26 protein-coding genes are annotated in these 25,615 nt (G+C 33.2%); 20 read left to right on the forward strand and 6 right to left on the reverse strand.

The features are described 5' to 3' along the window. Window positions 1-223: 223 nt before the first annotated feature. Window positions 224-571, reverse strand: coding sequence for a hypothetical protein (locus BLP58_RS08445; protein WP_013851300.1), 348 nt, complete (start codon window positions 569-571; stop codon window positions 224-226). Window positions 572-794: 223 nt separating this feature from the next. Here BLP58_RS08445 and BLP58_RS08450 point away from each other — a divergent pair, with 223 nt between their 5' ends. The 6 genes from BLP58_RS08450 to BLP58_RS12145 all read left to right on the forward strand — a co-directional run bounded on the left by BLP58_RS08450 (window position 795) and on the right by BLP58_RS12145 (window position 7,108). Next, a complete protein-coding gene (locus tag BLP58_RS08450) occupies window positions 795-1,217 on the forward strand; it encodes a replication/maintenance protein RepL (protein WP_013851299.1) in 423 nt (140 codons plus the stop codon). A 394-nt stretch (window positions 1,218-1,611) separates the two neighbouring features. Next, a complete protein-coding gene (locus BLP58_RS08455) occupies window positions 1,612-2,673 on the forward strand; it encodes a beta/alpha barrel domain-containing protein (RefSeq protein WP_013851298.1) in 1,062 nt (353 codons plus the stop codon). Between the two features lie 84 nt (window positions 2,674-2,757). Next, window positions 2,758-4,293, forward strand: a complete 1,536-nt coding sequence (locus tag BLP58_RS08460; protein ID WP_013851297.1) for a hypothetical protein — start codon at window positions 2,758-2,760, stop codon at window positions 4,291-4,293. Between the two features lie 72 nt (window positions 4,294-4,365). Next, window positions 4,366-5,133, forward strand: coding sequence for a Fic family protein (locus BLP58_RS08465; protein ID WP_013851296.1), 768 nt, complete (start codon window positions 4,366-4,368; stop codon window positions 5,131-5,133). 253 nt (window positions 5,134-5,386) lie between these two features. After that, window positions 5,387-6,889, forward strand: a complete 1,503-nt coding sequence (locus BLP58_RS08470; protein ID WP_013851295.1) for a glycosyltransferase — start codon at window positions 5,387-5,389, stop codon at window positions 6,887-6,889. Between the two features lie 69 nt (window positions 6,890-6,958). Next, window positions 6,959-7,108, forward strand: coding sequence for a hypothetical protein (locus tag BLP58_RS12145; RefSeq protein WP_013851294.1), 150 nt, complete (start codon window positions 6,959-6,961; stop codon window positions 7,106-7,108). Between the two features lie 409 nt (window positions 7,109-7,517). On the opposite strand, the gene BLP58_RS08475 is transcribed toward BLP58_RS12145, so the two are convergent. From BLP58_RS08475 to BLP58_RS08485, 4 genes are all read right to left on the reverse strand, one after another. Next, window positions 7,518-7,865: a hypothetical protein gene (locus BLP58_RS08475; protein ID WP_013851292.1), complete on the reverse strand. Its 348-nt coding sequence runs from the start codon at window positions 7,863-7,865 to the stop codon at window positions 7,518-7,520. Continuing rightward, window positions 7,843-8,115, reverse strand: coding sequence for a hypothetical protein (locus tag BLP58_RS08480; protein ID WP_373852440.1), 273 nt, complete (start codon window positions 8,113-8,115; stop codon window positions 7,843-7,845). The genes BLP58_RS08475 and BLP58_RS08480 overlap by 23 nt, the downstream gene beginning before the upstream one ends. Before the next feature lie 24 nt (window positions 8,116-8,139). Further along, window positions 8,140-8,292, reverse strand: coding sequence for a hypothetical protein (locus tag BLP58_RS12150; RefSeq protein ID WP_013851290.1), 153 nt, complete (start codon window positions 8,290-8,292; stop codon window positions 8,140-8,142). A gap of 66 nt (window positions 8,293-8,358) precedes the next feature. Next, entirely contained in the window at window positions 8,359-8,943 is a 585-nt protein-coding gene (locus tag BLP58_RS08485) for a hypothetical protein (RefSeq protein WP_013851289.1), read from the reverse strand. Between the two features lie 266 nt (window positions 8,944-9,209). On the opposite strand from BLP58_RS08485, the gene BLP58_RS08490 reads away from it, so the two are divergent. The 13 genes from BLP58_RS08490 (at window position 9,210) to BLP58_RS08550 (ending at window position 24,394) form a co-directional block, all read left to right on the forward strand. Continuing rightward, window positions 9,210-10,169, forward strand: a complete 960-nt coding sequence (locus tag BLP58_RS08490) for a hypothetical protein (RefSeq protein ID WP_013851288.1) — start codon at window positions 9,210-9,212, stop codon at window positions 10,167-10,169. Between the two features lie 15 nt (window positions 10,170-10,184). Continuing rightward, a complete protein-coding gene (locus BLP58_RS08495; protein WP_013851287.1) occupies window positions 10,185-10,550 on the forward strand; it encodes a hypothetical protein in 366 nt (121 codons plus the stop codon). A 147-nt stretch (window positions 10,551-10,697) separates the two neighbouring features. Further along, window positions 10,698-12,290 carry a hypothetical protein gene (locus BLP58_RS08500; RefSeq protein WP_013851286.1) on the forward strand — a complete coding sequence of 531 codons (1,593 nt, stop codon included), beginning with the start codon at window positions 10,698-10,700 and terminating at the stop codon, window positions 12,288-12,290. A gap of 60 nt (window positions 12,291-12,350) precedes the next feature. Beyond that, on the forward strand, window positions 12,351-12,782 hold the full coding sequence (locus tag BLP58_RS08505) for a hypothetical protein (protein WP_013851285.1): 432 nt from the start codon (window positions 12,351-12,353) through the stop codon (window positions 12,780-12,782). Next, window positions 12,766-13,533 (forward strand): hypothetical protein, encoded by a 768-nt coding sequence (locus BLP58_RS08510; RefSeq protein ID WP_143000336.1) that lies wholly within the window; start codon window positions 12,766-12,768, stop codon window positions 13,531-13,533. The genes BLP58_RS08505 and BLP58_RS08510 overlap by 17 nt, the downstream gene beginning before the upstream one ends. A 185-nt stretch (window positions 13,534-13,718) precedes the next feature. Next, window positions 13,719-13,949, forward strand: coding sequence for a hypothetical protein (locus tag BLP58_RS08515; RefSeq protein ID WP_013851283.1), 231 nt, complete (start codon window positions 13,719-13,721; stop codon window positions 13,947-13,949). A gap of 209 nt (window positions 13,950-14,158) precedes the next feature. Continuing rightward, entirely contained in the window at window positions 14,159-14,584 is a 426-nt protein-coding gene (locus tag BLP58_RS08520; protein WP_013851282.1) for a hypothetical protein, read from the forward strand. 60 nt (window positions 14,585-14,644) lie between these two features. Further along, entirely contained in the window at window positions 14,645-15,058 is a 414-nt protein-coding gene (locus BLP58_RS08525; RefSeq protein ID WP_005729804.1) for a hypothetical protein, read from the forward strand. Next, entirely contained in the window at window positions 15,058-15,378 is a 321-nt protein-coding gene (locus BLP58_RS08530) for a hypothetical protein (RefSeq protein ID WP_013851281.1), read from the forward strand. Before BLP58_RS08525 ends, BLP58_RS08530 begins: the two co-directional genes overlap by 1 nt. A 3-nt stretch (window positions 15,379-15,381) precedes the next feature. Next, window positions 15,382-16,713, forward strand: a complete 1,332-nt coding sequence (locus BLP58_RS08535; RefSeq protein WP_013851280.1) for a hypothetical protein — start codon at window positions 15,382-15,384, stop codon at window positions 16,711-16,713. Window positions 16,714-16,726: 13 nt separating this feature from the next. Then, window positions 16,727-18,964 carry a VirB4 family type IV secretion system protein gene (locus BLP58_RS08540; protein ID WP_013851279.1) on the forward strand — a complete coding sequence of 746 codons (2,238 nt, stop codon included), beginning with the start codon at window positions 16,727-16,729 and terminating at the stop codon, window positions 18,962-18,964. A 20-nt stretch (window positions 18,965-18,984) separates the two neighbouring features. After that, window positions 18,985-23,583 carry a type IV secretion system protein gene (locus tag BLP58_RS08545; protein ID WP_025084246.1) on the forward strand — a complete coding sequence of 1,533 codons (4,599 nt, stop codon included), beginning with the start codon at window positions 18,985-18,987 and terminating at the stop codon, window positions 23,581-23,583. 22 nt (window positions 23,584-23,605) lie between these two features. Continuing rightward, window positions 23,606-24,394, forward strand: a complete 789-nt coding sequence (locus tag BLP58_RS08550) for a hypothetical protein (protein WP_013851277.1) — start codon at window positions 23,606-23,608, stop codon at window positions 24,392-24,394. 150 nt (window positions 24,395-24,544) lie between these two features. Here the strand turns inward: BLP58_RS08550 and BLP58_RS08555 are convergent, their stop codons facing one another. After that, a complete protein-coding gene (locus tag BLP58_RS08555; protein WP_013851276.1) occupies window positions 24,545-25,006 on the reverse strand; it encodes a hypothetical protein in 462 nt (153 codons plus the stop codon). A gap of 212 nt (window positions 25,007-25,218) precedes the next feature. Between BLP58_RS08555 and BLP58_RS08560 the strand changes: the two genes are divergently transcribed. Further along, the coding region (locus BLP58_RS08560) for a DNA adenine methylase (protein WP_256330664.1) at window positions 25,219-25,615 on the forward strand (397 nt) is incomplete at its 3' end.

Here is a 25,615-nt window from a genome sequence, read left to right on the forward strand (position 1 = left end):
CTTCATCTCAACTTTTATTTTAAAGCAAAAATAAAAGCGCTAGATAATCCTTCCGTCGAAAGATTATCCAACACTTAGGTTAGTATGTTTATTTACCCAGGTTCGCCACCTGGAGGGCAGGAAGAAAAGTTTTCCTTTTCTTCCGCCTAAAAGCTTAACTTGTGCAGTGGTGTCAACTCCTTAAAGCTCCTGCTAAAGCAGGAATTTACCGTTGACACCACGACTACTTACCATTCTTCCAAGCTTCATACTTTTTCGGAGCTCTTTCAATTCTTTTCTGCAACTCAAGTAAGTACCTCAACTCTTCATCTACTGAAAAATCTTCATTAATTTCCACATAGTCAACACTAGGTTCATAAGATGTAAGCATTCCAAATTCAGTTGCTAAATCATTTAACGCCCACTCAACTAGAACAGATCTTGTACTTTCTTTAGCACCTGAAACATAATACTGACTTTTATCATCAAATTGTTTCCAATTTTCAGTTTTAGAAGCTCTAAAAGTAGCATCTCTTAAAACTTTTTGCCAAAAATCAGAGTTTTTAAACTCTTTAATTTTTTCGTTAGTCATTTTATAAATCTCCTTTTCTTTTTGACTATAATTATCCTATCACTCTATCTTATTATATAAAAGTCCCAACAATATTTTTTAAAATTATAGCTAAAGTATTGGTAATATTGACTTTTAGCAATGTCAGTTTTATAATTGATATACCTTAAAGGTTATAAAATTAATAATAAATATTACTTTTAAGTTCTTAAAATAATTTTATTATACTCCTGAGGTATTAAAAATGGATGATTTAAACTTAACTGATTCACAAGAATCAAATTTTAAATTCATAGCTCTTACTAAACAAGGTATAGAACTAATTCAAAAATTAACTACAAAATCAACAACCAAAACCACCAGTAAAACAAGCAAAAAGAAATCAGAATTAACATCAGCTGATATTAACTTGCTTTTTTACATTATTAATAATCTAACTTATGAAAATACCGCAACTATACCACCACAAAAAATAATTAGCTTAGATTTAAACTTAAGCCAAAAACAAATATCACTCTCTATTAAAAAACTAACTAACCAAGAAATAATAACCAAACTTAACATACCTAGAACTTATTTCATTAACCCTAAATTCTTTTATTTAGGAACAGATAAGAAAAATAAAATAATTAAATGGAAAAAAGCAATTAAAGAAAAGAAGAAATAGTATTACAATCGAAAGATTATCCAACACTTAGGTTAGTATGTTTATTTATTAGTTAAAAATATTCTTGAATGCAGATAAGAACTAAATCATGTTAAACTATCGTTGTAAAGATAATTACTTGATTATTTTTATTTTTGATTCTTGATTAACTCATGTGAGTTAAGTGGTTTGATAAATCCAAAGTAGGATTTGTTTTATTGTTAATTGCCAAATTTTGGCTTTTATTGTTTATGTTGAGGTGTCAATTAAGTGTAAAACTTATTGGCATCTTTTTTGTTAAATGACATTTTGTTAGTCATAAAGATAAATTTGTATTTTGTTAGGTAAAAAGATTCTAATTTTCATTCATGCAGTGCAATTTTAGGGTCTTTTTTATTAAGTAATGGAGGTAAAAATGTCAGATTTATTTGATTTTTTAAATCAAGCAAAACAAGATTTAAAGGATTCATTCGCAGGTACTTGTGAAGCAATTGATGAAGGAACTAAGAATTTTCAAAAAAATCATCTTTCTTCAACTGCAAGTAATACTACGGATGATTATGTTGTTCATACTGAAAAAGAAGAGGTGCATAATTCACTTTGGGCAGAGAATGCAATTCATTCTAATCCCCAAGTTTTAATTACGATGCTTAATACGATAAACAAAATTTGTAATGCGTATGTACCTGCATCGTGTAAATGGGATTGGAAAGATATAACCAGTAAAGAAATACCTAAATTAGCTTTTTATTTAATTGCACCGTATAAATTGCGGTTAAAGGTAATACTTGATTCAGCAGTTTTCTTTGTTAACACTGATGCCGTAGCGATTCAATCGGCAGTATTGAAAAAATTAGCTAAGGAAATTGTGTTACAAGTAGGATTCTTACAGGAGCAAGAAGCTCATAATGAGAATTTTGTTCAGCAATATGATATTCATACTGATGATCAGTTAAAAAGACTGCATTATGATGAGGATTCTTTAATTAAGATAGCTCAATTGTTTTCTTTGGTTGAACAATATCCAGAAGCTAGAGAAAGTTTGAAGGGTGCATTGGATAATAAGCTTGAAATGGCAACTGTATCCCAATTAGAGGAGCAAGAAGTAATTACTTACTATAATTCTTGCTTAAAGCATTATGGTATGGCCCAATTTTATCCAACTCATGTGACTTATTTCGATGAACATGGCTTGAATAGAATACTTTTCATCCAACTGAGGTTTGCAAAAAAGAATGGCTTGATCAATTTCACAGTCACTTTATTTAAAAATCAGATTGTTAATGGAAATGCTAATAAAGCAATGTTGAAGGGACTAAAATCACAGATTGACAACTTTAATATGGAAGCCGAGCTAAATAAAATAAGGGAGCAAAAGCCAACTATTTTTGATAAAGAAAAATATTCCGCAATTCTAACTGACGAAATGAATTATTTCAATCAAATTAGTAGTGAAATAAACGCCCAACTCATTTAGTAGTAAGTTTAAAAATATCTAAAGACACTGTTTGCAATTCAGACAGTGTTTTTTTGTTTATGTAAGAAAAAAGGAGAAGGAAAAATGCAAGATCAACAATTGGAATTATTTAGTTTTGATAAGATTGTACCAGATCATGGACTAATGGATAATTCGCTAGTTCATAAAAAGTTTGGTATAAGCAAACTAAAAAATTTAAAAACGCTAGATGCTTCACCTACAGATAAATTATGGGATTCTTTTCGTAAAACCGCCTATTTCATTTACCAAAATTGTGAATGGACTTGGAGTGATTGCTTAAACGCTGCTACATACCTGTTTCCATTTTTAGGCTTTGAAAAAGGTAGCAAATGTCCTAATCCATTAGAGAAGGAGTGGGCTAAAGATAGTAAAAACGTTGACAAGGAAGAAATTCATAAATTAGGTTTACTAGCAGGACGTTATTCTACTTATAATTATGCAATTAAGATTATTTTGCATACCTATGATGGTAGAAGTCACTACTTAGTTTTGACTAATGATCATTTGAAGCTGGAAACTAGTGGAACTATTTACTCTTATAAAGGTAAGCACTATGATTTCACTTATATTTCAAAAGGGATGCTACTTGGATTTAGCAAATTAGTGAAGAACTTAATTGCAGAATATCAAAAGAATGATCATGGTATCGAGCAACAGACTTTTTTTAGAACGATTGAGGGCTTGCTTAGTGGTAAGAGCACAACAAGTTACATGTCGTTAGAACATTTTGTTGAAGATACTAATTGGATTAATGATAATGCTTTTGCTTTAGCTGAATCATATGCTAAAAGTACAGGGCATTCCTTTAATGGATTTGATGATGGGCTCAAAACTAAAAGTTTTATCAAAATGTATTTGAGCAAAAATTATTCTGAGATTTTAATGCAAAAGCATGAAAATAACCTTGTTGTATTAACACGTACTGAGCGTTGGCATAAGCATACAAATCTGCAAGTGCCACTAATTAACGCTATGTATGGTAGTCCATTGCAAAATGATTTTTCAGAGCTACGCATTGATGATGATTTTGAATTGGAATGCTTTCATCAAGCAGAGAAAAAAATTGATACTTGGATTCATTTATTACCACAGACTAATACGCAACCAGTATTGAGATTTAAAAAATTACCTAAGAAACTAGGAATATATCTTATTTCAACTAATCAAATAGTATTAGATCCACGTAAGAAGCAAATATCAAATGGTAAATATGAGGAAGGAACTAGTACTTTTGTACATGAATATGGTCATTTTTTAGATTATCAGTATTTATCTGATTCAAATACTACATTAAGCATGTCGCCTGATTTTAGCCCTATCCTGCAAGCTGTTAGCTCCTATGTTGTTAAATCGAATATAAAAAAAGAACAAAGCAAATTACTAATTCCAACAGAAGTATTTGCTAGAAGCTTAGAATTATATTTATTTAATGCAGTATCAGAGCCTTCGCTTACAACAATGCGTAAGTATTATGAGCAAACTGAATACAATGCTATTCGAGAAGCTGCTATGTCTCAAGTAGTTATCTACTTTGATAAGCTTTTTCCTAATCTAAAGAGGCAACTAAAAGAAGCAAAGGTAGGCGAAATTAGTGCTTAGCTTTTTGTAATTGATTTAGACTAAAAGATGTTAGAATTGTAACTAATAAAAAGGGAAGAAGGTAAAGACAAAATGAACGATAATTTAGGCTTAGCAAATTTCATAGTTTCTTTTGGGAGTATGAATGGTTACAGTAGTACTGTTTTACAAACTAAACATGCCTTAGATCTACATGATTTATCTAAGCTTGAGCATCGACATCATGATGGTGAAATATTAAAGGATGCTTTAGATGGAATAGCAGTTGCTCAAAAGATGGGCTTCTCTACGAAAAGTATTATTGAAATTAATAAGACTTTCGTTCATAGTAAAAATGAAGACCCTAATATTCCAGGTCATTTAAGGAAAGCTAGTTATAATCCTGATGATGCAGTTGTAATTGTAACGGATCCCAATGGTACAGCTAAAGGAGCATATTATGCTCCTGAAAATGTTTATCCGCAGGATTTAGATAATATAGTAAATGAATTCAAGAGATCTAAGCAATCTGTCAAAGATGCTTGGAGAATATTTGCCGAATTATCTAAATTGCAACCATTTCAAGATGGAAATAAAAGGACAGCTTTAATTGCCGCAAATGCAACGCTTAATACTTTTAATTCAAAGGACTATTTAACCTTACCTTTTGACAACATCGAACATGCAGCATTCATGGTTAACCTAATGCGCTTTTATCGAGCTACTACGAAAGAGCAGGAAAATGTGGCATTAGATCGTATGATAGATACTTTACCCAGCCCTCAAGAAGTTCAATATCATTTGAATAATTCATTAGAATCAAAAAGTATGGATATTAGTAAGTTGAAAACTAAGCGAGTAAAATCGTTTTATAAAAAGTAAAATCTTGATTAAATAAATATCTTAAATTGATTTTTATTAAGCATTATCTAGTTTTAAAATTAATGACTAGATAATGCTTTTTTGTTTGTATGTAATGCTTTGGTAATTGTAAATACTGTAATATTACTTTGGTATTAGTCTGTTTTAATATTGATCTGATAAAAAATAGTTAAAAAACTTTTATATTTGCATTTTACTATAGTCTTACGTTTGCTTCTACTATATTTTTAGCAAGGTAAACGGAGGGGAAAGTATGGCGAATTATTTTATTACTAGTATGGAAGACCCAATGCCGTCCGCAATTGAAATTGCACAAGCTAAAAGAGTTAAATTATTTAATGCTAATGGTCAAACTGCTAAAATCGTAGAAACTGAGTACAACAATGCCCATGCCTATGCTCAAAGAAATTTGGGCACAGAGGGCAAAGTAATTAATCTTTATCAATACTTTCAAAATTTAAATTATCAAGATGATCCTGTAATTGATCGTGTAATTATTAATCAAATAACTCAAATGTCTGGCTATGAGCTACGAAACAATGCAGCATATAAGGATAATAAGCTAAGGCTAAAAATTGGATTTTTATATAATCGCTTATATTCAATTGATTATTATGATCGTTACGGCTTTTTAGATCGAACAGATTATTATGATCAGGGTTGCCTTTCGTTTACTGATTTCTATGAAGATAAAGGTAGGTTGGTTTTGACACAATACTATAACGATAACGGTAAACCAATTATATTAATGCATTATCGTGGTGGTGAAGGTAATAGTCCAATTCTTACGTTAATTCAATTATATTATCGAGACGTTTGGCATAATTTTGATTCAGCCACAGCTTTCAGAGCCTATTTTTTTGATGAATTAGCTCAAAATGATTTAAAAGCTGTTTTTTTTGCAGATAGATCAGAGCGTACTCTGTATGAGTTTCAGCAAATGAAGCAAATTATACCACGCTATTTAATTTTTCACTCTTCAGTTACAGTTAATGGTCAGCGTAATGGGCGGCTCTTTGGAATGTACGAATGTATTTCAGATATGCTAAATCAAGGAAGTCTGAATGGTTTAATTTCGTCAACTAATCAAGAAGCAGATGATGTTGCTAACATTTTTAAGACTAATCATAGCTATGCAATTCCAGTTACTTATGCTAGTGGCAATATTAAACCGGTCTCATTTGCAAATAGGTCACCTTATAATTTAATCGCCGTTGCTAGATTAAGTGAAGAGAAGCGATTAGATCACATTATTCGAGCTGTGATTAAACTTAAACCTAAATATCCTCAACTCAATTTAACTTTTTATGGATATGAACAAAGTACTACTGATAAAGTAACTGGCCCTTCGTTACATAATTTAGTTATTCAAAATCATGCACAAAATTATATTCATTTTGCCGGCTTTCAAAATAATTTGGATAATGTTTATAACAATGCATGGCTAGAAATTCTTACTAGTAAATATGAAGGATTTGCTATGGCTTTATTAGAGGCACAAGAGCATGGCTGCCCAGCAGTTGCTTATAATATTAATTATGGGCCTAAAGAAATAATAACGGATAATTATACTGGTAAGTTAGTACAAGCTGGTAATGAAGCGCAATTGGTTCAAACTTTGAATGCTTTATTAAGTCATCCCGCTATTTTAGCTGATTATTCTAAAAATGCATATTCGGTGGTTAGAAAGTATAGCTTTAGTAATGTGGCTAATGCTTGGCACAATTTTGAATTAAGAGAAAACTTAGTCAATTAAGACCTTATAACTTTCGTTTTATCATGCTTTATTTTGCTAGAATGAAAATGAAAGGCTAAGGGTGATATTATGAAGCATTATAGAGATCCTTTATGGTGGTTAGGTATTATTTATGGAAATGGTAATCCAAGCTATATGATTCCATTTCCTAAAGATTGGCATACAACTGTGTTTATCTTTTGGGTGATTTTAATTGTATGTGCAATTGGGGCTCTTTAAGGAATGTTGTGATTTTTAACTTAGATGAAAAAGAAAATAAGATTATCAGACGAATTAGATCAAGCAATAAAAACGAAGTATTTGTATGCTAATGAATGTACAAGAATGTAACACTTAACTGTTTTTTAGACTTATATTTAAAACAAAAATCCTGTTAAATCTTGGTATTAATAAAAGATTTAATAGGACTTTTTTATTTTAGAGTTTTTCTAGATGTTTTTGTATTTACGGTTTTAATTTATGATGTCCAGTCCAAATTAATATGTTAAAGCACTGTATTAAGACTTGTAAGTAAATTGCTAAATCATCCTTTATGTTTTAATTTGGCCTAAAAAATTAGTGAATCATCTTTGAAAATTAGCTATTAAATTTTGGCATAAACTGTTGCTTGCATATTTCTTCGTTTTCGTTATAATCTTTGCTTGCTTAAATAATACTTTGATGCATCCCTACAGCCAACTCTCAATATGCCCTCTATTAAGCTAGCTTTCTGAGCTAAATGAATATTTTTAATTCTGCACGGTCTTAATATGAGAAAACCACGTTGACATTTGCTATAGTCTTGGATAGCTTGTTTCCATAGAGTAGGTGCAGGACGATAGAACTCTTTGATTTCTTTTAAAGTTCCAGGCAAATATGCAATGATACCTACACCGGCATAAAGCATTTCTTTTCTATGAGTCCATTTATCAATCACTTGATAATTATGCGTTTGTAATGCTACAGCTATTGCTTTAGCTAAAGAATAGGGGGGCAACTAGATAATTTCTATGGCCATAGAAACTCAAAGAAGCATTAGAATTAAAATCAGATTTTGATACCTTAATTTCATAACAAGTAATTTCTTGTGTGCTGGGAGCATAAGTAGCAAAATCAACATTTTCTTTACCTTTGCCTATCCAATTTCCACAAGGTACTTCTAGCGCTCCATATTCAGTTCTAAATCTGCTGTCTAATACTTTTTTGGCCAAAGCAAATTCAATTTTCCTTGTTAGTTTTGTCTTCATTGTTTTCAAAATTTTCCTTCAAATTTAAAATTGGTCCTGTGATAGGGTAATCTCTAGTTTTAACGTTCTTCTTGATTGAAAAAATGTACTCGCAATTTCTTCTTTTGTAGCTTTTTCACCATCAATTTGGTGATTAACTAAATCTATGGTTTGTGCCTGATATTTTTTTAATCCCACAACAATACTCCTTTTTTATTAAAACTTGGGACTAATCTTGTGATATATTTCTTACCCTCGTAATTTTTAATCTAAATTTTTCTGTTCGGGCAATGCTAGGAAAAGTTGATTAGAATTAGCTTTTTTAGATAAATTCATTTTTGTAGCTTTTTCTAACTTAAACTCTGAAAGCTTCAAATATCCTTTTTTATCACATTTGCCAAAGATTTGTGTGCTAGTATCATTCTTCTTACTCTTAATGGAATAAATTTTAGCTACATGCAAGTACTCTTTAGAATTAGGAAGAGTGACAGAGAGGGTATTGAAATTAATCTGATCACTAAGGTTAAAGGATGAGCCTTGATATTCAACTGGAACATATAAAGTGTCATGAACCTGAGCGCTTTTGGCCAAGTGAGATTTAGCTAAATAAAATCTAGCACCTGATTTTGGTATTAATTTATAGGCAAAACCGTGTAATGCAAGATTTTGTGAGCGAACTACATGTGTGATTTCAGGCTGCTCTTCATTTGACGCTTGTATGCCTTTAGTTTTGCTATTTAAAATAGCGACTGAAATAATGAATTCGGCAACTATGAATCCAAAGAATAAAATCAAAAATACTGTTTTAATTGTTCTAAGCTCTTTCCCTTTTTTTATAAACTTTTTCATTTCTTTAAAACCTTCCATTTTTACAAAAAACTGAAAAGTCCCATTTTTATTTATTGGGACAAGAATGATGATTTATTTTCTTTCATATAAACCTACGTTTTAACGATAATCCTTTTTTGCTAACGATATATTTTGCAAAAATAGCGGAGATTTTAGCAATTTTATTTTTTTAGTCTGGATTAGCAATTTATTTTTTGTGCAATCTGTTGCGTATTATGTAGCTAATAAGTAATCCAATGCATTTAATCTAGGAAAGGAAATAAAAAATGAAGCAAAACAAGTCTAATAACGCAATAAAAGAATTAAATCCAGAAAAAGTAAATACTAATTTAGAAGAGGCACGAGCTTTATTTAAATACTGTGGGTTAGAAACAAAAACTATTGTTCGAAAAAGCGGTATATCAGCTAGGCAGCTCAATATCTATAGAAAAGATTTAAGTAAATTGCATCGGGCTCAATATGATTATGTGCTTAGATTAGCAAGTTTATTTAAAGTTGAGTACGCAAAGCAAGTAGGTGGAAGTCAAATCGAAGAAGGTCATTTATTCCAAAAGTTAGTTAAAAGGGAAGAAGATAAAGTCACAAACTCTTTACTAACAAAATATATCCATTATGAAGAAAATCCAGACTATGCGGATGTTTTTTCTAGTATTATTAATAAAAACCTACTTACTTATTATCCTTATAACGCATATAGTCGTAATGAATATCAGTTAGCTATTCTTTATCATATTTGTGTGCAAGCAGGCTTACCGGTGGGTAATGTTAAACCGCAATTAAAAAATTGCGATATTTTAACTATTAATCGTAAAGTATTTAACAAATCCCGTGATGAAGTAAATCTCTTACTAAATGAAAATCTAGATAAGATTACAGGAAGAATCAATCCAAAAGAAAAGCTAACAGAAAAACAAATAGCAGAGAGAATTGGAATGGATCATGAAAAGTATTCTTATCAAATAGATAAATATAATCGTCTTGTTTGGCAGCCATGTATTAATGAATTCTTCTTGAAGTTAGGTAATGAAAACAAGGAAGAGCTATTGATAGGTGACGATACTGATTTAGGAATTGGAATTTTGGCAAGAGTGGAAGCCCAAGATAAGAATAATGAAAATTACTCTGAAGTATTGCATAGATATATTCCAGTACATGAGCCACTTCGACAACGTTATACTAACAGCTTTTGGCACGATTTGGGTCGCCTATGCGGTTATTGGCTGTAAAAAGGTGGTTAAAATATGAGAATAGCTAAAAAGAATTTAAAAAAATTGATGCAATTACAACGTCAAATTGATAAAAAAAGTGGAAATAAAAATACTGAAGTAGAAGTACTAGAAAAAGACATGAATAATCCTCAAAAGCGAGCAGAAATACTTAATAACTTACGTAGCAAGAATTTCTATCAAATTAAGGATGACCTGCTGGAAGCTAGGCCTCATAATCTTTTACTAGATACAGAAAAAGATAAAGATAATTGCATTAGCTGGATGGGAATAGTACTTGATTCTAAAATTGTCAGTTCACAAGAATCATATATTTTAATAGGAAATTTATGTACACCATATAATCAAAATGAATTTAAGTTATTTGCTAATCATGTTTAGCTAAGATGCCAGAATATTAACTCATTTTCTTTTTCAAAATTATATGTCAGTGTAGGTGAAGTTTTAGTAGGATGCAGCAAAGTAAAATTCGATGAACAAAACGATTTCTACACTTTAGGCAATACAGAAATAATTAATAGTGGTTTATTGAGAGTTAGTAATAAAAATCAAGAAAAGCAACTACAGAGTAACTATGATCATAAAGGTGATTGGGTACTGTGTTTAGAACGTTCTGTGCTTGAAAAGAAGGAGTTAGTACTTAATACAGATACTAGCAGTTTTACTATGACTGTAAAACCAAGCATCTATGAACACGTTGGAGATAGATATTTAAATGAAATTCTTCCATATAAAGACAAAAGCATTCCAAAGAAAGAGTTGAAGCCAAGTGTAGAAACTAAATCCGTAATTATTGAAGCTAGAGCTAAAAAACTAGTTAATACCTGTACGCATGGCATTATTCATTCTTACGTAGTAGTAACTGATTTGAGAAATGAAACTAATTATGAACCAATTTGTACGGATAGCACTGATGTCTATTTACCATTACAACAAATAGGTAAGATAATTCATAAAAATGCTATTATTTCATTCTCAGCTAAGCTACAAATTGTTTCCTCAAATAGGGTTTCTAAATTGATTGATATAGTTAACCCTAAATTAGTTAAGAATACTGGAATTACATTAGATTTACCCTTAAAAGATTCATTGCAATATGGCTATGTTGATTACATAAATTTACATTATTCAGCTAAAATGACTCAGTTTGATGAGTGGCGCAGGCTCGCTGGTATTTCGAAGTTAGAACTAGCATGGGATTCGACAAGTAACTTAATGACAGCTAATATGATTGCTTATGATCAAAAGGTAGACCCAGCAAAATTATCGGAAATAATGAGCTACATGAGCTTTAAAAATGTAGGGACAGAAAAGGACAATTCAATTTATGATTATGGTGAACTAAAAAGGCAAGAAAGATTTAGACAAGTTATTGATTTAATGCATAAAGCTCCTACTACTGGCTATTCTTTAAAAGAGTTATCAGTTTACCTCCATACAGATAGAAATATGCTTTCAAAATATTTAAAGCAAAATGTAGATTTAACAGGAATAAGAAAGACGGGATTTCAAATTAGTTTATTTGATCTACATAAAGGCTTAAATAGACTAATCAAGGCGGTATATATTTCTACTGATGCTAAGGATGCTCAGCAAGTTATAGTAAAGTATCACGGTGAAATTCCTAAAATTGTTATTTTGGGTAGAAGTTATGTAAGAAAAACATGGGTAAATCAACATCAATCAGTCAAGAATACTCACCCTAAGCCAAAGAAAAGGGGAGTTAAAGCTACATCGGCATTACTTAATATATCTGCTAAAAACAATAATGAAAATAAACATGATCTATCCCGCAAAACAAAAGCGAGAAGAAGCAATGCATCGATTGTTCCAACTAAAAGTAAGATAATTGCGGCTCTTTCGTTAGGTCAAATAACGCAACAAGTAAATCAAGATTTAATTGACAGTAGATATTACCATAGACTTACTATTGGCAATATTATGACTATACTTGATACTTCCTTAAAAGTAAGGCCAGTAAAACAATTAAAAATTAAGACTGACAAGAGCTACTTCACCAGACCTTTATATGATGCTGAAATTGTCAGAGAAATTGAACATGTAATAAAGAAATATCAATGGAACATAGTAAAATTAAAATGTTATGATAGTATAAGTTAAATTCGAACAGTACAAGCAAGACTAAATCAATTAGATGTAGAAGTTAAGGCAACGCCATCCATGCTTAAACAATGGGGAAAAATTTTAGGTTATTCTTCAGATCTTTATACATACCATGATTTAGGAGCAATTACTGCATATGGTGCAATTTGTTCTTTTGGCTATAAAGCATTTAAACTTGATGATATTGCTCAACTTATTTATTATGCTACGGGAAACTCTAATCGAGAAGAGTTAGCACAATTAAGAGCTAATATTTTTGCAAATCTAAAATTATTGCACATTGAGTATTCACGCAACCTTAATATAGATGGTCATCCTTTAGTAACTACACGTGGTGGCTTTATAAAAATCATCCAACACTACTTACCTAAAGTACCTATTGGCAGCATTAACAAGCAAAATAATCCATTGCTTAATATGGATCAAGTACTGACTGAATTAGAAATGAAGAAATTAAATGTGGACTTCTCATGTGGCACTTGCCAATAGAATAGCAACTAGAGGTAAGGTTTCTGTTATTAGGCGTCAAATAGTTGCTTGGATGCGAAATCATCGTAATCTTATCGACCAGCATTATTACTACAAGCGTAGTTTTATTTTCTTAGATAATTTTGCAATTAAAACGATTTTACAGGCACCTCAAATAAAAAGAGATAAGGCTAATAAGCAACAACGAACTAAACGGCTTTCACTTAGTGATATAAAAGTGGAATCAAAAACAAAAAGTGTGCCAACTCAGAAAATTAAAGAATATATGCCTGTTAGATTGGTAGCGAGATTACTGGTTGGAGTTACTCCAGAAGAAATAAGCAATTATCTCAATATTGCAACTCATCAAAGCAGTCCAATCATAGGTCACTATCAATTAAGTAATGATGTAGAGTACTTGCTTGATAAACAGGGTATTGAAATTGTAAAAGGGCGTTTTCAATGTAACTCCTTAAATATTGAGAAGCATCCTAATAAACCTGAAGATATTCGGATAAAAGTAGTAAAAGCTAAACGTAAGCTAAGATCAAAAGGTCACGATCAGCTTACAGAGAAATGCATTTTACTGATTAAGACCTCGGACGATGAGATACTATATACAGATCAATTTAAAAATTATGCTCAGGCTCAAGCTTATCTACTTAGTAATAATAAACAGTTCATTTCAGCATATCAAAATAAAAATCAATCTAAGCAACGACATTTGATAAATATTTGTAAGATTATGGACATTTCACCAATAGAGAAATAAATATTAAAGGCGTTCAAGTAAACACTCTAATAATATTTTGGTAAAAAGGCTTGATTTTCTTAGAATCTTGCCTTTTTTTGTTATACCTTTTTTAGTTTTTTGTATAAATTTTCAATTGATTTACCTAATTGAAATTATGCCTAAAATAAAAATCGACCACATATTTAAGAAAAGAGGCTTTTAAAATGACTTTAATTAAAAGAGCAGAACCCCAACTTGAGCAGCGTGTTTTAAGACTTGCTAAAAAATACTTTGCTGATACTTCTAATCTTAAAGTGTATTTACTAGTATCACGTGATGGTTCTTTTATCAAAAATCCTAATGGTAATGTAGGGATGCAAGTTTTGACAGATAAGGAAGTAGCAAACGGAATTAAGACCGGAGAAATGGCCTTTGCTAAAAATATTGCACATTAAATACTATGGTTTTTAATTTTATGAGTGGTATTTGAAGTACAACATAATTTTTAGAGTTTCATTTATATTATTTGTGAAGCAAAAATATGGAATTAAGCTCCTAAATTTCTTTGATGATTAACAGGCTTATAATGAGCCACTAATGTATGACTAGCATTAGTGGCTCATTTTGTATTTTTGCTTGAATTTGTTGGAAGGGAGTAAAAGATATGATTGCTAAAATTACGAACTTTTTTGCAGGTTCTGCAACTCGTATCCGATTCTTGCTGAGTATGTTGGCTGCTTTTGTATCAACTCAAGCTATGGCTTTAACTTCAACTCCAGTTTTTGCTGAAGAAAGTGATAACTCATCAGCATTCTCAACTCACGTTGATACGCATGGTAATGCTGTTGACGTGTTGGCTAAGATTATGAACGAATTTGTTGCACCTTTGCAAAACTTGGGTGCCGTCCTCTTAATCATTTCTGCTGTAGTTTGTGGGATTAAGATCGGTGTTAGTGCTATGGGAGATCCTAGAAGCAGAACCGAAGCTATTGTAGGTATCTTCTTCATCATCGTTGGTGCCGTAGTCATTATTCATGTTCGTTCACTTGTTGGTATGGTTGTCGGCCTTAGCAACAAAGCAGGTAGATAGGCGTAAATAAACGCTCTTAGTAATATATCTGACGCTAGTTGGATGTGGGAAGGAGTTTTTATGGGTGAAGGTAGACGAGTTTTAATAGTCAACCTTTCGGGTGATCAGAAAAAAGTCTTAGGATATGCTTCTTGGACTCAGATCAGCATCACTGGTGCTGGAATTATTATAGGAGCTTTAGTTTTTAAGCTTATTCAATGGATTTGTAAGTTATCGGGAGCTGGTATTGGTTCGTCAGCTACTATTGCTGGATTTTTCTTTCTTGCAGTATTAGGTCCATTTATTTATATAGCATTTAAGCCAATACGTGATAAACAAGGAGACCTTCTCTACTACGAAAACAAGCAAATTATGATAAATAGACGATTTTTAACTCATGAAATCGGCACATATTTAAATTTGCAGCCACCTCATCATCCAGTAAACCGAGCTTTACCATATGCAGTTTTAGATAGAGAGGAGGAAGACGATTGATGAGAGATCGTAAACCAAAAAGATTAAATCAAAAGACTAATATTAATAGACCTAGATTAATTTTAATTGGTACTTTTGTTGTTTGGCTTGTCCTTACAGTCGATGCCGTAGCTAATAATACGCAAATTCTGACAACTATCTTAATTTCAGTTGCTATTTGGACTGCTGGGTTAATTGGATATAAGACGACATTAAAGCCAGGTGAATTTACTCAACGAGTAAGACAGGTTGGCTTTTTCAAAGCTTTATTTAGTGCTGGTAGCAATACAAGTAAAGTGAATAGTCGTCGTAGACGTAATGTTCGTTATAAGCGTAGATAAATAATGCTAAATTCAGCGGCCAACTTCTTCGAATTAAAGGGATTGGCCGTTAGCTTTAACATTACTTTTTTAAAGGGGTGCTTAAAAATTTTAGTAGTTATATCTTTTATTCTCGCAATCATAGCAATAATCGTTGCAATAATTATCTGGCATCGACATTCACAGAAGCAAAATTTTGACTTAACGCCTAGAGATAATTCAGGTGATGCAATAGATGTCTCAGAGAGCGAGGAAGACGATCCTAGTTCTGCTCCAGTTTATGAAGGAGACTTTGGTTTTGAGGACTGGCAGACATGGGAAGATTTTCTGGCTGAAGTTGGTGTTTTAGATATTCGAAACGCCATGATTGAGTATGAGACCGGTGATAATTCAAGGATGTTCATCATGCTAGCTGAAATGCAGCAGTCTAATCCTTCATTAAAAACGGATCAAGAAATACAGCAAGATAATGCACTGCAAGAAGTATTTTACAATGGTGTACATCGTCCACTGAAAATATCTTCGCAAAGTCAAAAGATTGAAATGACTGATTTTTTAAATAGCTTAAAAGATCATTCTCAATATTTGCAAAATTCCAATAAAGAAATGAAGAAAATTGCTCGTGATGTAATTGACAATACCTTAAATTATCAACATCAAACTGACCGTTTTGAAAATCGTTGTTACTTGCAATTTATGGCAATTATTCAGCCAGATGAGGTTTATGGAGATACCCCTGAAGTGCTAGAAAAGCAAATACATGAAAAAGCGCTTGAAAAATTGCTACGACAAATTGCTAACGCTAATGGTATTTTGCGCAGAGCAGATCATGCATTAAATCCATTAGATACTTTTGGCTTGCTTGAAGTTTTATATAAGACATTTAATCGAGAATCTTCCGTAAAAATGAGATTTGAGGATATTATTCGCAAACAAAGATTCTCACTTTATACTTCAGCACATCAATCAGACAAGCTTTTTAAAGAAGTACAACAAAAAATCAAGATTGAAGCTGAATTAATGAATCATGCTAGAGACGCTATGTGGTTGCAACAACAAGCAGAGAATGAAAAGAAATTGTCTAAAGGTCAGGATTATTATTCTGCAGATTCAAAAGGCACCCAAGCTACTACAGATGATGATTCGATCGAAAATACCAATGAATTCCAAGAAGAACCGGATTCACCTTTTAAGGTTCCTGAAGACATTCTTTCAGAAACTAACACTACAAGTAATGTTACTAATAACGGCCAAGGAAGTGATTCTCCAAAAGCTAATGATGTCTCAGACAAGAATGAAAGTGCATCCCCAGATGATGATGGTATTGATATTACAGGGTTAGATGATCTGAAATAGGAAGGATAAGCGTATGGGCTTTTTTAAAAATTTATTTTCAAAAAATGAACAAGAGGATGAATCAGTTGAAGACCAAGATCAAGAAATTGAAGAAGACCAATATGATAATTCAAATGAAGCTTTTGGCAATCAAGACGATGAAGAAGACCCAGAAGACGAGTTCTACGATAATCAACGGTCTCCTAGCACAGCTATTGGGCAACCTAGCTTAATCAATATTATTGCTAATTCATATTGGTCAACAGATGATGTTATGCAGGAATATTTTATTATGCGTGAGACCATGAAGCACAGGACATATGGAATAGCTGCTTATGTTCCACCGTCAGGGTATCCACGTATGGTAGATACGGGTATTTTCCAAGAACTTTTGGCACAAGGGAATATTGATTTGACCATGGATGTTGTCCCACGTGAGCGCAGAAATATTATGAAGGAATTGTCTAAAGATTTAAACGTAATTAGATCCAATTCTGAGTATCAACAAGATAAAGGGCAAACATTCCAGATGCGTGAAAATATTACGAAATACAGTGATATTGATAATCTTTTGGATGAAGTTCAGTTTGATGAGAACAGACTGTATAACGTGAACATTAGTGTAATTGTTTACGGTGATTCAGAACGTGAAATGAATAAGAATTTTGGCGTTGCAGAGGACTTACTAGCTAATGAAGGTATTTCTTTAACCCCTTATGTTAAAAGAGTTAAAAGTGGATACTTACAAACTATTCCAATTGGAGCCAGAATGTATAACCTTGATGATACGTTTAGAAATGTCGATCGTAAAAGTTTATCAGTTATGGATATGGCTCGTAATGCTGCAGGTAGATTTAACGGTGGAATACCTATTGGGACAAATCAAGCAACGCCTTCTGCTAATACTGAATTTTTGAATGTCTTTGGTTCCAAGACCCATAGACCAATTAACTACAATATGGGAATTGTAGGAGAATCAGGTTCAGGTAAAAGTACGACCAACAAAATCAAAATGGAACGAGAAATTGCTATTCTTGGTTTTGAGCATCGTAGTATTGATCCTGATGGTGAATATGTTCTATTAGCAAAGCACTTGCACCAGTTAAATTTAACAATTACTTCAGATGCTAAATTTATTATTAATCCATGTGCTGTTTCATTAACTGAAACGCCACTTGAAGAGGAAATTGAAACTGATGAAAACGGCCGGCAAATGACCGAGCAAGAAATTGAAGATCAAATTAAGCTTAGCAATGATGGACGCCAAGTAATTACACATGAAGACGGTGAGAAGTTCGTTCAAAAAGTAAATGTCTCTTCAATGATTTCTAATGTTGAAGGCTTTGTTAATGAAATTCTATCAGCTAACGGCAATGAAAAAGGTTTAAACGTTAGTGAAACTAGTCGGTTAGAAGATGCGATTAATGCTGTGGTTAAGCGATTGGGTATTACTGCAGATCCTAATTCGCTATATCAAGACAAAGCTGGTACTTTAAATGGGCACTTTTATGATCGAATTCCTAAGCCTGAGCCAACTTTAACTGACATTTATCAAGAATTGGCTAAACAAAACACTTTGCCAGACGGTAGTGAAGACCCTAAAGTATCCAGGTTGCTTGATGGTCTAAAACCATATTTGCGTACAGGAAGTAAGCCAATCTTTGATGGTCAAACCTATTTTGGTAATGGCCGTACCGCAGACCTTAATAAATATTTGTATGTAAATTTTAATATTTCGCAGTTAGTTGGTTCTTTAAAGCGTGTGGCGTATTACGTAATTACTAAATATTTGTGGGAACGTTGGATGACCAATCCAGAAAAAGCCACAACTAAAAAAGTACTAGACGCTGATGAAATTTTGCAGTTTATTGATGATCCAGTAATGTTTGGTTTCTTTGAAATGATGGTTAGACGTTGCCGTAAACGGAATGGCTCCCTCTGCTGGTTAACACAAGATATTGAACGATTCCAAGGCAGACCGCAAGCTAAAGCGTTGGTTACTAACAGTGAATTTATGTTTTGTCTACAAACTAAGCCTGAACACCGTCAGTTAATGAAGGACGCTATTGATTTAACGGATGGTGCTTTGAACATTTTAACGGGGAATCCAGAGCCAGGAGAAGGAATTTTAAGAGCGGAAGGAGACAGTATTTGGATTAAAACTAATCCTAGTCAAGAAGAAATGGAATTTGCTGAATCTAATCGAGCTGTGGAACTGGCAAGAAAAACTAAAGATGCAGTTCGTGAAATTAATGAAAAGCTTAAACAATAAGTAAGAGTAGGTGTAATAGCATGGATAATTCTCAAACAAATAAAAAAAGAAAAGCAAATACTTATTCTTCATTGAATTCTTGGGCAAAGATTGGAATTGGAGTCCTGGCCGCTCTTGTTACCTTAGTGGTAATTAATACGGCTATCGTAGCATATGCTAAGGTAACTATGCCTACTTGGGGTGATGAAACGACCACTCAGCAAGTTACCAATGCTATTAAGGCTAATCTTAATCCTAAAGATCCAGCCTTTATGTCAGGATTAAGAGGATTAGGTGCAGGAATTAAAAAGACTTGGAAACAAGGAAAAATAGGTAACCTTGGCACAAATATTGGTCAAGAGACTGATCGTATTCAATCTGGTTCTTCTACTGGTGGAGGCTATATTCAAGCTAAGCGTTATAATAAAGCTTTTGATGCTTGGAATAATAAAAAGCATGTAAAAATTGGTTTAAATGGTAATTGGCTAACTAATGCTAATCAAGGAAATACTACGTTAGATTCAATTGGTCGGGATAATCGTCTGACTAATAAAGAAAATGCTAATATTCAGAAATACATCAAGACCAATTTCAGTAAATGGGCTGCTAACCGTAAAAAGCATGGTAAGAAATTAACTCGTGCTGCGGCAGAAGCAGAAGTGATGAACCTAACAGGGGATGCATATAATAAGTATTTAAAGAATGACAAGAAACGTAAGAAGATTCTTGAGCAAATAAATAAAGACTTAGGTAAGTCGTCTAATAATATCAATAAAGGAAATAACGAACAAAGTAAAAATGTTTCAGGAGCTAATTCTGAACCTTCAACTTTTAGCGGAAAAGTAGCTAAAGCTTTACTAGATTTATTCTATTCTTCTGGTATTGGACAATGGATGGCTAAATCAGGAGCTGGGGCTACGATTTTTGGCATCAATTACACGGCAGGTACTTCTGGCCCACAAATGTACTCAGAAATTGCTAATGCTTACAATGCTAATGGCTATGCTGAGATCTACCCTAATTCTGCTTATACTCAAAGTATTCAAGGAGTAGGTGTAGTAATTGGACCAGTCTTCTTGGCTCTATCCGCTGTTTTGATTATGATTATTTTAATCATTCAGACAACTAAAATGGGAGTTGGCCAAGCTTTCAATCCTGTTGAATCAAGACGAGAATGGTATCGTAGTCTAGTTGATACCGTTATCGCTGTAGTTGGGTGTTTAGAATATAACTTGTTAATTTCAGTAATTCTTTCAGTCAATGGAGCTATTGTTACTGGACTAGCAGGTTTTATGGCACAAACTACTACCTCAACTGGAAATACAATCTTATCAGAAGCAGTAACACTAGGATTTAGTAAGACTACTATTAATATGCTGACAAGTGGTACATTCCTAGGTAGTGATTTCGTAGGTATTATCTTTAGCGTCATTTACTTAATGACATATATTGGCTTAGCAGTTTATATTAAGTATTACTACTTTGTTCGTGAGGTTGTATTTACAATTCTTTGGGCTTTAGGGCCAGTGTTTATCGCTTTCTGGCCAAGTGATTGGGGCAAAATTCGTACAGTTAACTGGCTTCGTGAAATTATTGGAACAGTCATGATGCAATCAATTCACGCAATAACCATAACGTTTATGGCTGTCCTTATGGCATGGAACTCTGATAATTGGTCAATGGAAGTTGCGGATATTAAGTCTAAAAGCAAGTTAGAAGCTGGTGGTCAAACATTACACCATAGTTTTGATCTAACTACTAGCGGACATCCCCTTGGAGCTGCAGGTGACGCAATTAAAGGTTTAGGTCAGTTTGTAGGTATAGTTGGCCCAGGAGTAGATGTAAGTAACGCTTATAAACACTTTGAAACAATGGTTATTGGATTAATTATTATGGTAATGTTCCAACCATTGTCTAAAGCGCTGGCAGACTTGTTTGGCTTGCAGACACATATGCTGGATGAAATCCATAGAAGTACTTCTCATTCGTTAAAGGCTGGTGCTGCTGTTGCAGGTGGTGTAGCTATCGGAGCTGCAGGGTTGGCTCTTGGCACAGCAACTGGTGGTGTATCAGCCTTAGCAGGAAGTAAAGCGTTAATGTCTGCCGGCAAAGCAGCCAAAGCCGCTAAAGCTGGTGCTAAGACCGGAGCATTTAAGAAAGCTTTTGGAAAATCTTGGAATCAAAAAACTCCGATTAATGAAATGAGAGATAAATTGGCCGGTGTTGATGCCAAAGTTAGAGGTATGGCCGGTCGAAGTGTTGGTGAGGTAGCCGGTATGTCTGCAGGATTAGGTGCTGGTGATCCAGCTACAGCAATCGCAATGTCAAGATTAGGTGGAGAAATTGGCTCAAGAGCTGCTAGATTAACTTCAGGGTCGTTGTCTAAATTAGCTCTTAAGGAAGCTGATCCTAATCGAGATTTTAAAGATGAACTACGCCGTAGAATGAATGGTATTACCGACAAAGCAACGAGTGATGCATTAAAACGGGCACTAGATAAATCTCCTGGTTATGATACCTTTATTCAAAAAGCTAAGGCAGCTCCAGACTATGATAATAATGCTGAACTAAAACAGGCCGTTGCTGATGCCGATGCTGCTAGACAATTTGAAAAGCACGGTGGGCTTGATGCTGATCAAGCTATTCAAGCAAGGGCTAAACGTCTTCGTAACGGTAAAAACAATTACAAATCCTTAGCTGATATTAATAAAGCTTATCGTGAAGCTATTGATAATGATAGTTCCTTAACTCCGCAACAAAAAGAAGCCGCTGAACAAATCGGAGATCAAGCAATGATCCTCGCGGGGGCACCAGCTAATGATTCACATATCATGATGGATAAGATGGGCTTCTTAGATGCTCAGCATATTAGTCAGGCCACTAAGCAAAAAGAATTAAACAGTTTAGAATCTAAGTATAATAATGGAGCAATCCCTAATACTGATCCTACTCAAATGAGTTTTGCAGATTGGCAGAAGACTGATCAATATCAGAAAGGCTATAAGCCAGGAATTGATGCTAAGGCTAAAAATGCTGCACAAGCCGCTTTAAATAATTCTAATGGTCGGATTCTAAATTCAGTTAATGATTCTAGTTTCCAACAAGGAATTAAAGAAAATCCAGATGGAATTATTAATAGTGATATTTTTAAATCAGAAGCTGTTAAGGGCTTAAAGAAAGCAGGCATCCCTACCAAGAAAGCAACTAATCTTGGTTCAGTTGCTGATCCAATTGAAGGTCAATCACTAACTGAGACTGCTAAGAGCTTAGCCGGTGATGGAGCAACTGCACAAATTATTGATTCTGGACTTTGGAATCAGCTTAATCAGCAAAGAGCTAATACTATTAATTCAGGTTGGGGTGGAATGCCTAAAGTAACTGCACAAGACCTTGATTCTATCTACAATGGTGAAAATATGAATGCTTATGGTGGATTAATTGGGGATGCACAAGCAAATCCTAATGCACAAGATATTGACTATTATGTAAATAATGCAGATAAAGCGTCTTATTACGACCAATCAAAACGTCAATGGGCAGAATTTAAGGATATGACTACTAAAGCTTCAAAAGCCTTTGACCCACTCAATTTAGGTTCATGGTTTGGCAATGTAGGCTTAGGTAGTAACTCAAGTAAAACTAGTTCAGCTACTTATGGTACTAATGCAGTAGGTTTTAATGATGATGGAAGTATGGATAGAATTACAAATAATCCATATTTGCACCCTCAATCTCATGGATTATCACTAAAGGCTGCATATGCAATGATGCCTAAAATATTAGATAGTCGTGAAAAGCCAATTGGTGTTCAGCCTGGTGCATTTCGTATGGCAATTCAAAATACGCAATCAACTGTGCAAGCACAAGATGAAAATGGTAATTGGTTTAATGTAGGTAAATTCGGGCCTGGCGATGGTACGTTAGGCTATGGTGATACTGTATATCAAGATATGGATATGTCAGCATCAGGCAGACCTAGTCTAGCTTATAATGCAAGCACACATTCAATTAGTGAACCATATCGAATTCAAGATGGTCAACGAGTGGGAGCTACATTAACCAATGGTATTCCTAATTTAAGTAATTTCTTTGGTGAGGGAAACCTAGGCTCACAAGCTCAGACAGCTCCTGGAGACTTTGCTCATTTACCACAATCAAATGTTTTAACTAAAGCAAATCAAGCTGACGGTGTAGCTACTGTAGATAAATATCTAGGTTACTCAGGTTTTGCTTTACAGGGTAATAAGGACACTATGGTAGTTACTGGCGTAAATCCGTATACAGGTGTCAGAGAAGCATTATCTAACGAAACTAAATCTAATCCATTTTTAAAGTCGCTACCTGAACAAACTAACTTTTCTATTCCGCTTAAGAGTGATGATCTGAATGGCTTTAATGTTGATACTAGTAAAGACTATCAATTATTCTTTAATGGAAATATGAAGCAGAATGAGAAGGAATTGTCATCTAAGATTATGTCGGACTTTTATAATGATAATCATAGGGTAGATGATGCTGATAACTTTTTGCAAAATCGAGTAATGCCATATACAGAGCGGGATGTACGTAATTTTAAGGCAAATCATCCTGGATACTTATCTGGTACTAACCTTGATGCTTTCTTTAGAACAATTTGGTAAATAGTAAAAGAGGTGTGAACTGGTGGATAATAAGGTACGTCTTAATGAAAAGGATAGTGAATCTTTCTCCGGTTCACACCTTTTTAATGTCTCAGCTTTAATTCTTTGCTGGATTGCAACATTAGGAGGAATTCTGTATTTTGCAGTAACTTCTAAGCCATTACCAGCAATAGCAATACTTGGCTTTGTGCCATTTAGATATTTTTTCTTTGATTTATCTCCGGACAGGCTGACTAAGAGACCTCCGGAGTTAGATCGTGCAATACCTCTGCAGATTCTTTTGCATTATTTGTCAATTAGGTTTCCAATACCGCAGGGCAAGTTTTTAGCTGATGTTGCCGGAGTATTTCTGGCAGTAGGACGAGCTTTTATCAATGGTTTTGGTTTGCTTTATTTTGATACTTTCGCTTTTGCTTTTAAAATCAGGAATGATACAAATGGGACACCATTAGATGAAGACATAGCTATATTGCATAACAATGAGAAACTGCAACGTTTAGCAGAGGAAGCCCAGAAAACCGATAGTGAAACTAGAGCAGCGGAATATAGTAAATTAAAAAATGATTGGGAGCAGACTGAAATTACTAATGAATTAAATCAATGGAATTTTCCAATTCGCAGGTATTTTAATCCCACCAATCCGTATTTTCAAATTCGTGAGATAGGTAATATACCACTAGACGATCAATATTCGTTGGATAGAAAAGCTTTCTTAAAAGCGCATCCCAATCAAAAGAATTATTTTGGCCATCCTAAAGAAGATGAAGAAGAGATCCAGCATAGTGCAAATGAAGAACACCTGATTTACTAAGTAAATGATATTTATAATTGTAAACAGGTTAATTAATTTTTGACTTTTGCTCAAAACAAAAATCCTATTAAATCAAGGTTTATCAACACCAAGATTTAGTAGGATTTTTAAATTTTTTGCTTAGACACAGGCTATAGATTAATGATGATGCTAGTATCTATAGATCAGTTGAATTTGATCTCTTTGCAAATCCTTTTGTTGCTTAGTTTTTAATTTTAAGTCATAAATGACGTTTATCATTGAATGATAAGCAGGCTCCAATACTTTTAGTTCATTAAATCCAGCATCTTCAAGGCCATTTAATAAATTTTGGAAGAAACTGGTATTTTCACTAATCCATTTATGATAAGCCAGCCATGCTTCTTTATCAGTATCTCTAGTATAAGTGGATGAGACTAAAAACGGCGTCTTTAAATACGTACTAGCGTGAATCAAATTATTGTAAACTGCCAAGATAATGTAACTATGAAATTTTCCGTCATCTTCACTTTCAGTCGTAAAGTACAAAGATGCAGGTTTATTCGTCTCAATTTGATTCATTGATTGTAGAAACTTTAAATGGTTTAAGAAATGCTTCTCTGTAACATTTAAATACTTAATTTCTGCTTCCATGAATATCTCCAATCCTTTCGATGCAAAGATACATCTTTTTAAAACATCTTCTTATCACTATCTTCATAGTTATTATGAGACATGAAGTATAAAATTTAAACCGAATATATGATTTTTTCGCACTTTGTTTAAGTAAAAATAGGGTTAAATTAACATTGCAAACGAAAAGAAATTAAGCGTATATGATTAAAGTAGTAAAGAAGATGTTTAAAATGTGTTTATTTTCATATCCTAGTCTTGATACTGCTTCAATCAAATTCGTTTTGAATCTAATACCGAAAAAAATTAAAAACTATTATGACCCCTTTTTCGGGTCGGATGTCCTTTTTAAACAAATTAAGGACAAAGATTATATCCGAGGTAAGGCGTATTTAAATTGCCAGTCACCACAAATTTATAATGTTTGGACTATGATTGCTAAACAAGACGAAACCTTCTTATTAAAATTTATGCAAGAAATATCAGTATTGTTACAGCAATCAAAAGTTCAGTCTGAATTGGATAACGATATAAGTTTATGCAATGAGAACAAACAGTTAGGAGAAAGAACAAAGAATACCTCCCCATCTATTGATGAGGTGATGAATTTGGTCTTTCTCCTGCTTTTTT

Origin of the sequence: Lactobacillus kefiranofaciens, assembly GCF_900103655.1 — a bacterium.
GTDB classification, from domain to species: Bacteria; Bacillota; Bacilli; order Lactobacillales; family Lactobacillaceae; genus Lactobacillus; species Lactobacillus kefiranofaciens.